The following is a 9,205-nucleotide window of genomic DNA, read 5'->3' on the forward strand; positions in this document are numbered from 1 at the left end:
GCGTGGGAGTGACGGTCGGCTTCGGCGTGGGTGTGGGCGTCGGCGAGGGCGTCACGGTGGGGCTCGGGGTCGGCGTCGGAGTCGGCGAGGGCGTCGTCCGCGTCGGAGTGGGTGTCGGCGAGGGCGTCGGCGTCGGCGAGGGGCAGGGGTGGTGGTGCGTCGGCCTCGGCGGCCGGGGCTTGGTGGGCCACGGCTTCGGGTGGTGCAGGATTCCGGAGAGGTCGACGTCCACGCCCACCTCCACCTCCACGTCCACCTCGGTGTCCACGCCGTCCCGGCCCGCCCCGACCGACACGCCCGTACCGGTGCAGACGCAGGTGTCGACGACCGGACCGTGCGAATGCCCGCCCTGCTGGGCCGTCGAGGAGCGGGCGGTGGCCGAGCCGGTCAGCAGCGCGCAGAGCGCGACCACACCGGCGGCCGCTCCGACCAGTCGGACCCTCCGCGCCCGCGGGTCGGCGTCCTTGGCGAGGCCGGTTCCGGGTAAGACGGCGCGGCTGCGGGGGGCGCCGTCCGCCGACGCCCGGTCCGCGGTCACGGTGCCCCGTCCATCGGTATCCGCCGGGGCGGCTGGTGCTGCGGCATGGGCTCCATGCACCTCTCGTGTCGTCAGGAGGGCCGGCCCACGCCGGAAGGGGGGCCGACACCGGAAGGCCCGCCGCAGTGGGCGGGCCGTCCGGCATCAGGTGAAACGATCATGCGGAGAGCCGGTTACGGCCGCCCCGGGGCGTGCGGCGCCCGGGCGTGCCACCCGGGCCCACGGTGCGGTGCGAGGATCAGTGGCGGCCGTGCGCGATCTCGACGTTCTCCAGGACACCGACGGCGTCCGGCACCAGGATCGCGGCCGAGTAGTAGGCGCTGACCAGGTAGGAGATGATCGCCTTCTCGTCGATGCCCATGAAGCGGACCGAGAGGCCGGGCTGGTACTCGTCCGGGAGGCCGGTCTGGTGCAGGCCGATGACGCCCTGGTTGTCCTCGCCGGTCCGGATCACCAGGATGGAGCTGGTGTTCTCCTTGCTGATCGGGATCTTGTTGCAGGGCAGGATCGGCACCCCGCGCCAGGCCGGCACCTGCTGTCCGCCGAGGTCGACGTGGTGCGGGTAGATCCCGCGCGCGTTCAGCTCACGGCCGATCGCGGCGATCGCCCGCGGGTGGGCGAGCAGGTAGTCGGGGTCCCGGCGGCGGCTGAGCAGCTCGTCCAGGTCGTCCGGGGTGGGCGGGCCGGAGTGGGTCTGGATCCGCTGGGCGAAGTCGGCGTTGTTGAGGAGGCCGAACTCCGGGTTGTTGACCAGCTCGTGCTCCTGGCGCTCGCGCAGCGCCTCGATGGTCAGCCGGAGCTGGTGCTCGATCTGGTTCATGGGCTGGTTGTAGAGGTCGGCGACCCGGGTGTGCACCTTGAGGATCGTCTGCGCGACGCTCAGCTCGTACTCGCGCGGCTTCAGCTCGTAGTCCACGAAGGCGCCCGGCAGCTGGTACTCGCCGTGGTGGCCGGCGGACACGGCGATCTCGGCCTCGCCGCGCTCGTTCTGGCGCTGGAGCGGCAGGGCCAGGAAGGCGGTGAGGTGCTCCTGGAGCGCCGGCGAGTTGTCCCGGATCTGCTCGAAGTCGCGGCGGGGCAGCGACAGCACCGTGCCCGCGGTCACCGTCTTCGCGGTGAACTCCCAGACCGCGTCCTGGTCGAGCACGGACTGCTCGCCGAACCGGTCGCCGTCACCGAGCACGCCGACCACCGTCTCGTCACCGTACTTGCCGATGCCGATCTGGTTGATCTTGCCGTGCGCGATCAGGTAGATCCGGTCCGCCGCCTCACCGCGCTCGGCGAGCACCTCGCCCGGGCCGAAGTCGCGCTGCTCGCAGCGGTCGGCCAGCGCGGTCAGCACCTCGTCGTCCTCGAACCCGCGCAGCAGCGCCAGCTCACCCAGCTCCTGGGGGATGACCCGGACCTCGGAACCGGTCTTGATGAACTCGACCCGGCCGTCACCGACGGTGTAGGTCAGTCGGCGGTTGACCCGGTAGGCGCCACCGGCAGCCTGCACCCAGGGCAGCACCTTGAGCAGCCAGCGGGAGGTGATCTCCTGCATCTGCGGCGCGGACTTGGTGGTGGTGGCGAGATTGCGGGCAGCAGCCGTCGTCAGGCTCGACTGCGCCACCTGCGGTGTCTCCGGGGCCGTCTCCACGGTCATCGGCAGGGTTCTCCATTTCGTGTGATCAGTCACGCCGACCCGTCTCGCGACCGGCGGTAGCCGGGGGCCAGGTGTCGACGGATCATCAGATACGCGTATCGGTGCGGGTGTTGACTGTCTTCGCGATGCGGTGCGCCCGCTCGGGCGATCCACCGGAACCCTAGATCACCGCCACACGGCCCATCCCGTACGACAACCGAGTGCCCCCCGATTGGGTGAATCTCTCCGATCGGAAGGTTTGAATCCGTCACCCTTGCGCCGGTGGGCAGTCACGTTTCTGCGCATGCGAATCGTCCAGACGTAGGAACGATTCACTCCACCCGAACGGAGCAGCGCGAAGACCCGCACCTCGGCCGGTGGGGTGCGGGCGTGGCAAACATGCGTTCGATGCTCGAACACAGTACGAATCCGGGTGCCGGTCAGCCCGCCACGGGCGCCCCCGCAGCACTGCGGGAAGCCCGGCCGCAGCTTTCCGAGCCGTCGTCAGGAGGGTCGGGAAGCCGGTCGGCCGCAGTCCCGGGTCACCCCTCGGACCCGTGCTCCGACCGGGCCGCGCGCCGGGCCGCCCGCAGGTTGCGCCGGTGCACGGTCCACCACAGCGCGCCCACCGTGACGGACAGGGCGAGAAGGACCAGGGCCAGCACCGGCCAGCGGCTGTCGGCGAGCCGGATGTCGGCCAGCAGCAGCCCGGCCACCGCCGCGACCGGGACGAGCAGCGCGGCCAGCGCCCGGCCCGCCGCGGCCACCACCCCGGGGTCCGCGCGGGCCCGGTGCAGTCCGGGCCAGCCGAACGGGTCGCCGCCGAAGTAGTGGGCGACCCCGCGGACCGCCAGCCGGTCGGTGGCCCAGGTGTAGGACAGCGCCATGTACGGGAGCCAGACCAGCGGGGCGACGGTACCCATCAGGAGGACCAGCGCCAGCAGCGACCACTCCCCCGCCGACCGCCAGCGGGACGGCGGCGGGACGGCGTCCTCGCTGGTGATGCCGAGCAGGCGGGCCATCCGCCGGATCACGTCCCAGAACCCCCGGAACCGGCCGGGAGGACGGGAGACGGCAGCGGGCTCCGGACCCGCCGCGAGCGCCCGCTCGGCGGCGGCGAGGTCGGGGTGGGCGCCCTGGAGGACGAGCAGCTCGGGGGCGCGGGCCCGGTCGGCGGGGTCCTTCCCGGCGAGGGCGGCGAGCTCCAGCAGCAGCTGCGCCTGGGCCAGCAGGGCGGTGCAGAAGGCGAACGGGATGAGCCAGAGGAACGGCCCGCCGACGAAGGCGCCCTCGCTCTGGCTGACCAGCCGGGCGTGGTCGACGGCCCGCGCGGCCAGGTCGCCCGTCGTGGCCTCGGGGTGGGCGGCGCGGAGTGCCGCGATCCGGCGGGCGGCCCGGGGGCCCCGGTGGCGGACGGCGAAGACGGCGAGCAGTTCCGGCAGCCGGGCGGGGTGGGCCCGCATCGAGCGCACCAGCTCGGCGACCGGGGCGCCCTCCTTCGCCGCTCCGGGTGCCGCGTGCTGCGGGGCGGCCGGGGCGTCGGGCGGGCCTGCGGGCCCCGGGCGCCCGGGGCGTTCCGGTCGTGCGGGGTCCGAGTGCTCGGGGTCCGCGTCTGTATTCGGGGCCACGTTCGTCCCACCGCTCCGCCGCACGCTCCGGCCATGCCCGGACCGGCGTCCGACCGCTCACGTCCGACCGCTCGCGTCCGACCGCTCACCCGGGCCTTCCTCCACCCTAGGCTCCGCCCTCCGGCTCCCGCCTGTCAGGCGGCCGGGGTCAGGCGACCTCGAAGCCGTGCCGGACCTGGTCGAGGCGGCCGGCCGCGAAGTCCTCCTCGGAGATCCAGAAGGAGACGTTGACGCACTCGCCCCAGTCGACGGCCAGCGCGCCGCTCCCGATCTGGAGCAGCGGGCGGTGGCCCTCGGGCCGGCCGGTGTCCGTGTCGCACCAGCCCAGCAGCCGGACCTCGGGACGGGGCAGCCGCTCGGCGAGGTCCTGGGCGAGGTCGAAGGCGACCAGGAAGTCGTCCGGGAACAGCCGCTCCAGCTCCTGGTCCTGGTAGGACGGCGCGGACAGCGCCCAGGCGGCCCGGACCGGAACGGCGGGGACGGTGGGCGCGCCCTGCTCGACGTCCGGGGCCGGCCGGGGCGGCGCACCGGCGGGGACGTGCAGCACCCGGCAGCCCCGGCCGCTGAAGTCGGAGAGCCATTCGTCGTGGAAGAAGAGCAGCAGCCCTTCGGCGGGCAGCGGCCAGCCCTCGGCGCCCGGCCCGGTGGACCGGAAGGCCGTGGCGAGGGCGGCGCAGTCGAGTTGGGCGAGCAGCTGCATCGGGCGGCCGCCGGCCTCGGGCCAGGCCGTGTCCACCGGGAGTGCGGGCAACCCGCCGAGCTGCCCGACCGGCGCCGCGTCCGCACCGGGGAGGCCGACCGCGCCGGCGGGGTCCGAGGAGTCCGGGTCCGGGTCCGGCACCTGGTCCAGGACGAGGGAGGAGCGGAACAACCGCTCGACCAGGGGCGCCGGCTGCTCGCCGACGCGGGCCCGGATCAGCTCCGCGACGTCGCCCGGGATCGGCGGCGCGCCCTCGGCGGGCGCGGCCACGGGGGTGTCGGTGGTCACGAGTTCGGCCATGCGCCAAGCCTGCCACGAGGGTCCGACAACACCGGTCGGCCGGCCCGGCGCACGGCGGGCGCCAGCGGCGGGCGGGGACGGCGGGCGGGAACGGCGGAGGCCCCGTCAGGTGCCGGTACGGGGGGATGATCGGCACCTGACGGGGAGCGGGCCGACGACCTGTCGACCGGTCGACCCGGCTGGGGGGAGCAGTTCGGCGGGAGCAGTTCAGCGGGAGCAGTTCAGCGGGAGCGGTTCAGGAGCAGGTGACCTCGTTGCCGGGGACCTGGAAGATGCCGGAGTCACTGGCCGCACCGGAGGCGTACTCGTAGTAGAGGTACGTGTAGAAGTCGATCCGCGCGCCGTCGCCGCAGACCGAGTCGGTGCCGATGGTGTAGGTCAGGGTGACGGTGGTGGTGGCGCCCGCGGCGACCGGGACGGAGTGGTGGACCAGGCCGCTGGTAGCGCCGGTGTCGCAGGCGGTGACGTTGCCGCCGCAGGAGGAGAAGGCGTACTTCAGACCGGTGTTCAGGGTGGTGCCGTAGGTCGGCTGGACGGACTCGTAGACGAAGTACGCGGCGGTGTCGTGCGGGTTGGTCAGGGTCAGCGTCAGGGTGACGTCCGAGCCGGGGGTGGCCGTGGTCCGGTCGACGGAGACCGACAGCAACGGGGTGTCCGCGTGGGCGGGGGTGGCCGACAGCAGCAGGCCGAGGAGGAGGGCGAGGATCGCGGGCAGGCCGGTACGGCTCAGAAATGAAGTGCGCATGACCAATGAGCGTAGGTGGCCGTGCGCGCGCCGGGGCCCGCCTCCGCACCGGTCCGTACTGGCATATGACAGCGGAGCGGACACCTCGGGCCATTACCTCCCGGTTCCGGCCGCCGTCCGGCGGCCGACGGCCTACCCTCCGCGCCCGGTCCTCAGAGCGGCGGCGGCAGGATGGCGCAGAGTGCCTCCAGCGCCGCCGGGTAGGCGTGGTCCGGCGGAGTCGCGTAGCCCACGACCAGGCCGTCCGTCGCCGGCATCGCCTCCGCCGCGAGCAGCGGGTGCCGGTAGTCGGCCAGGCCGTCCAGGACCAGCCCCCGGTAGGCGGCCGCCTTGAGCACCGAGCGCTCCGTCCCCGGCGCGAGCCGGAGCACCGCGTGCAGCCCGGCCGCGATCCCGGTGACCTCGATGTGCGGGGCGTGCTCGGCCAGCGCGCCGACCAGCCGGTCCCGGCGGTCGCGGTAGCGGCGGCGCATCCGCCGGACGTGCCGGTCGTAGCCGCCGGAGTCGATGAACTCGGCGAGCGTCAACTGGTCCAGGGCGCTGGCCCAGGCCTCCCGCTCGCCCTTGGCCGCGAGCACCCGGTCCACCAGGTGGTCGGGCAGCACCATCCAGCCGAGCCGCAGCGCCGGGCTGAGGCTCTTGCTGGCCGTACCCAGGTAGACCACCCGCTCCGGGTCCAGGCCCTGAAGGGCGCCGACCGGCTGCCGGTCGTAGCGGAACTCGCCGTCGTAGTCGTCCTCCAGGACCAGTCCGCCGCGGCCGCGCGCCCAGTCGACCACCGCCGCGCGGCGGCCCGGGTGCAACGGTCCGCCGGTCGGGAACTGGTGGGCGGGCGTGAGCAGCGCCGTGCGGATCTCCGGGTGCTCCGCCAGGCCGCCCACCCGCGCGCCGTGCTCGTCGAGCGGGAGCGGGCGGGTGGTGGCCCCGGCGGCGGCCAGCAGCCCGCGGTGGAAGGCCAGCCCGTAGCCCTCGACGGCGAGCGGCCCGGCCGTCCGGGCCGGGAGGACCGCGCGCGGGCCGTCGAACAGCAGCCGCAGCGCGTGTGCGAAGCCCGAACAGACCACGATCCGGTCCGGGTCGGTGCGGACCCCGCGGGCCCGGGCGAGGTAGTCGGCCAGGACTTCCCGCAGTTCGCGCCGGCCCTGCGGATCACCGGGCCCGAACGCCTCGTTGGGCGCGGCGGTGAGCGCCCGGCGGCCGGCCGCGAGCCAGGCGGTGCGTGGGAAGGCAGCGGCGTCGGGCTGGCCCTGCCGCAGGTCGTGGGCGGGGCGCGGCGGACGGGAGGAGCGGCGGGCCCGGGTCGGGGGGACGGGTTCGGCCCGTTCGGCGACGGTGGTACCGGAGCCCTGGCGGGCGGTGAGCCAGCCCTCGGCGACCAGCTCGGCGTAGGCGTCGGCGGCGGTGTTGCGGGCGATGCCGAGGTCCGCGGCGAGCGCGCGGTAGGGCGGCAGCCGGGTGCCCGGGGCCAGTCGGCCGCTGCGGATCGCCTCGCGCAGGGCGTCCATCAGGGCGGACCGGCGGCTGCCGGTGGCGGGCAGGTCGAGGTGGAGGTCGGCCCCGGCGGGGTCCGCGGCTCCGGTGGCGGAGCGCTCGCCGACCAGGGCTGAAGGGGCCGAGGGAGCCGAGTGGGCCGAGTGGGCCGCGCCCTCGGCGGGGCGGGCGGTGGCGGCGGTGGCGGCGGTGGCGGTGCTGGCGGTGGGCCGGGTGCCGGCGGGACTGCGGCGGGGTGTCCGGGGCGGATCGACCGAAGTGTCCGTCATGGTTCCGCAGCCTAGCGCCGGGCCCCGGCGGCCCCGGGGCCGGGCCTGCCGCCCCGGGGCCGCCGGACCGTCCGGCGCGGTCAGCCGCCGGTCAGTCGCCGGCCAGCTGCCGGTCAGTAGCCGGTCAGTCGATCCGGATCGAGTTGACGATGAACGAGCGCACGTCGTTCCGGGTGCGCTCGGCGAGCGTCGAATCGGTGGAGTAGGCGCTGACGGTCAGCCAGATGTTCCCGGACTGCGGGACGCAGACGACGATCGCGATCACGTCCGCGTTGCCGCCGATCACCTGGTAGTCGCCGTCGCCCGCGAGGTCCCAGACCTGGAAGCCCTGGCGCTGCAGCGCGGTCTGGGCCAGGCCGAGGCAGTCGCCGAGGGTGTCGTTCTTGGTGAAGGTACCCCAGTGTGCGTACATACGGGTCTCCCGTTCGTGCCGTGGTGGCGGCCGCCGCCGGAGTGGTCCGACCCCGGTGGCGGCCGTACCTCGAGAGTCGGGGGGCCGCTGTCCCGGATGCACGGGGCCGGGGTCCTGTTCCGGCCCGGCCTCCGACCGGGACAGGCGCGCGGGACGGACGCGCGGGTCAGGCACGCGGGACAGGCGCGCGGGCCGCAGCGGACACCCCGGCCTGCGGCGAGCAGCGGGTGTCCCCGGAACGGGGCCGCACCACAGCGGCGGCCGGACCGCCCCTCCGGTGCGCCGGGCGGGCGGCGGGACTCCTGCATCGGGGTGCGGTTCCGCCTGCGATCGGGTGACCTTGTGGTCGGATTATGTCGTCATAGGCGTGTCGACTGGCTATTCCTTCGCCATGACCAACACCAGGAAGTACCTGCTCGCCGCCGGCCTCAGCGCCGCGCTGGCGGTTCTCTCCGCCGGCCCCGCCCTCGCGCTCGACTGCGACACCCCCGTGCACCACACCCCGAACGCCCCGGTCCACAACGGCCTCCCGGGCGGCCTCCCGGGCGGCGGCGGCACCGTCTGCATCAACGAGGGCGGCGCCTACGCCAACGGCATCGTGGCCAACTCCCCGGGTGTGCTGTCCGGCAACCAGATCCAGATCCCGATCAACATCCAGACCAACATCTGCGGCAACAGCCTCTCCATTCTCTGACCGGTGCCCGGCGCGCGCCCGCGGTTCGCCCGGCGCCCCCGCACCGACCGCACGAGGGCTGCGACCCCGGCACCCGCCGGGGCCGCAGCCCTCGCCCCCTTTCCCCGCTCCCCCGCGCGCGGCGGCCGCCCAGTGGCTACGGCACCACGGTGACCGGCCAGCGGCCCGCCTTGACCAGCCGTACCGCGACCGAGCCGATCACCCGGTGCCCGGCCTGCTCGGAGGCGCCGACCACCACCGCGTCCGCCCGCAGCTCGTCGGCCAGCCGGGCCAGGCCCGTATAGGGGTCGCCGCGCACGGTGAGGAAGCGCCACTCCACCCGCCACACGTCGCGCAGCCGGTGCTCGGCCTCGCGGACGGCGGCAAGCAGTTCCTCGGCGATCTCCTGGGTGGTCTCCTCGACGGCGGCGCCTGCGAGCGCGGTGGCCGCGCCCAGCACCGGCTGGATGTACGCGATCGCCAGGGTGGCGTTCTGCCGCCGGGCCAGGCCCGCCGCGTAGGCGGTCGCCCGCCAGGAGGAATCCGAGCCGTCGAGGCCCGCCACGATCATCTTGGGCCCGTCGGTGCCCAGCTCGAACCCGGACGGCGCCACGGCCGCGCCCGGCTCCTCGGCCCCGTCGGCGGCCGCCGACCCCTGCTCCGCATCGCTGTCGTTGCTCATGACCCGAGGCTATGCCGGACACGGCGGGTGACGGCACGGGGCACGGCGGGTGAGGGCTGTGGCCCGGACCACCCGCAGCCACCACCGCCCCCTCCCCGCACCCCGATTCCCGCACCCGCCGCGACCGGCCCACCACACCCCGT

9 protein-coding genes are annotated in these 9,205 nt (G+C 74.9%); 1 reads left to right on the plus strand and 8 read right to left on the minus strand.

Annotation, left to right across the window (positions count from 1 at the left end; all coding sequences use genetic code 11):
* From ADK60_RS43455 to ADK60_RS17585, 7 genes are all read right to left on the minus strand, one after another.
* Positions 1-191: hypothetical protein (locus ADK60_RS43455; RefSeq protein ID WP_199839689.1), on the minus strand; the 191-nt coding region annotated here is incomplete at its 3' end.
* Positions 192-776: 585 nt separating this feature from the next.
* Entirely contained in the window at positions 777-2,183 is a 1,407-nt protein-coding gene (locus ADK60_RS17560; RefSeq protein WP_053647101.1) for a family 2B encapsulin nanocompartment shell protein, read from the minus strand.
* 521 nt (positions 2,184-2,704) lie between these two features.
* Positions 2,705-3,790 carry a hypothetical protein gene (locus ADK60_RS17565; RefSeq protein ID WP_063783176.1) on the minus strand — a complete coding sequence of 362 codons (1,086 nt, stop codon included), beginning with the start codon at positions 3,788-3,790 and terminating at the stop codon, positions 2,705-2,707.
* Positions 3,791-3,938: 148 nt separating this feature from the next.
* Positions 3,939-4,790: a DUF1963 domain-containing protein gene (locus ADK60_RS17570; RefSeq protein WP_053647105.1), complete on the minus strand. Its 852-nt coding sequence runs from the start codon at positions 4,788-4,790 to the stop codon at positions 3,939-3,941.
* A gap of 235 nt (positions 4,791-5,025) precedes the next feature.
* Positions 5,026-5,535 (minus strand): hypothetical protein, encoded by a 510-nt coding sequence (locus tag ADK60_RS17575; protein ID WP_053647107.1) that lies wholly within the window; start codon positions 5,533-5,535, stop codon positions 5,026-5,028.
* Positions 5,536-5,687: 152 nt separating this feature from the next.
* Entirely contained in the window at positions 5,688-7,295 is a 1,608-nt protein-coding gene (gene pdxR, locus ADK60_RS17580; RefSeq protein WP_079008458.1) for a MocR-like pyridoxine biosynthesis transcription factor PdxR, read from the minus strand.
* 124 nt (positions 7,296-7,419) lie between these two features.
* Complete coding sequence (locus tag ADK60_RS17585; RefSeq protein ID WP_045943414.1) at positions 7,420-7,707, minus strand: hypothetical protein; 288 nt, start codon at positions 7,705-7,707, stop codon at positions 7,420-7,422.
* Between the two features lie 391 nt (positions 7,708-8,098).
* Here ADK60_RS17585 and ADK60_RS17590 point away from each other — a divergent pair, with 391 nt between their 5' ends.
* Positions 8,099-8,401, plus strand: coding sequence for a chaplin (locus tag ADK60_RS17590; RefSeq protein ID WP_053647109.1), 303 nt, complete (start codon positions 8,099-8,101; stop codon positions 8,399-8,401).
* A gap of 136 nt (positions 8,402-8,537) precedes the next feature.
* Here the strand turns inward: ADK60_RS17590 and ADK60_RS17595 are convergent, their stop codons facing one another.
* A complete protein-coding gene (locus ADK60_RS17595) occupies positions 8,538-8,951 on the minus strand; it encodes a universal stress protein (protein WP_045943418.1) in 414 nt (137 codons plus the stop codon).
* Positions 8,952-9,205: the final 254 nt, after the last annotated feature.

Source organism: Streptomyces sp. XY431 (genome assembly GCF_001279805.1).
GTDB lineage: Bacteria > Actinomycetota > Actinomycetes > Streptomycetales > Streptomycetaceae > Kitasatospora > Kitasatospora purpeofusca.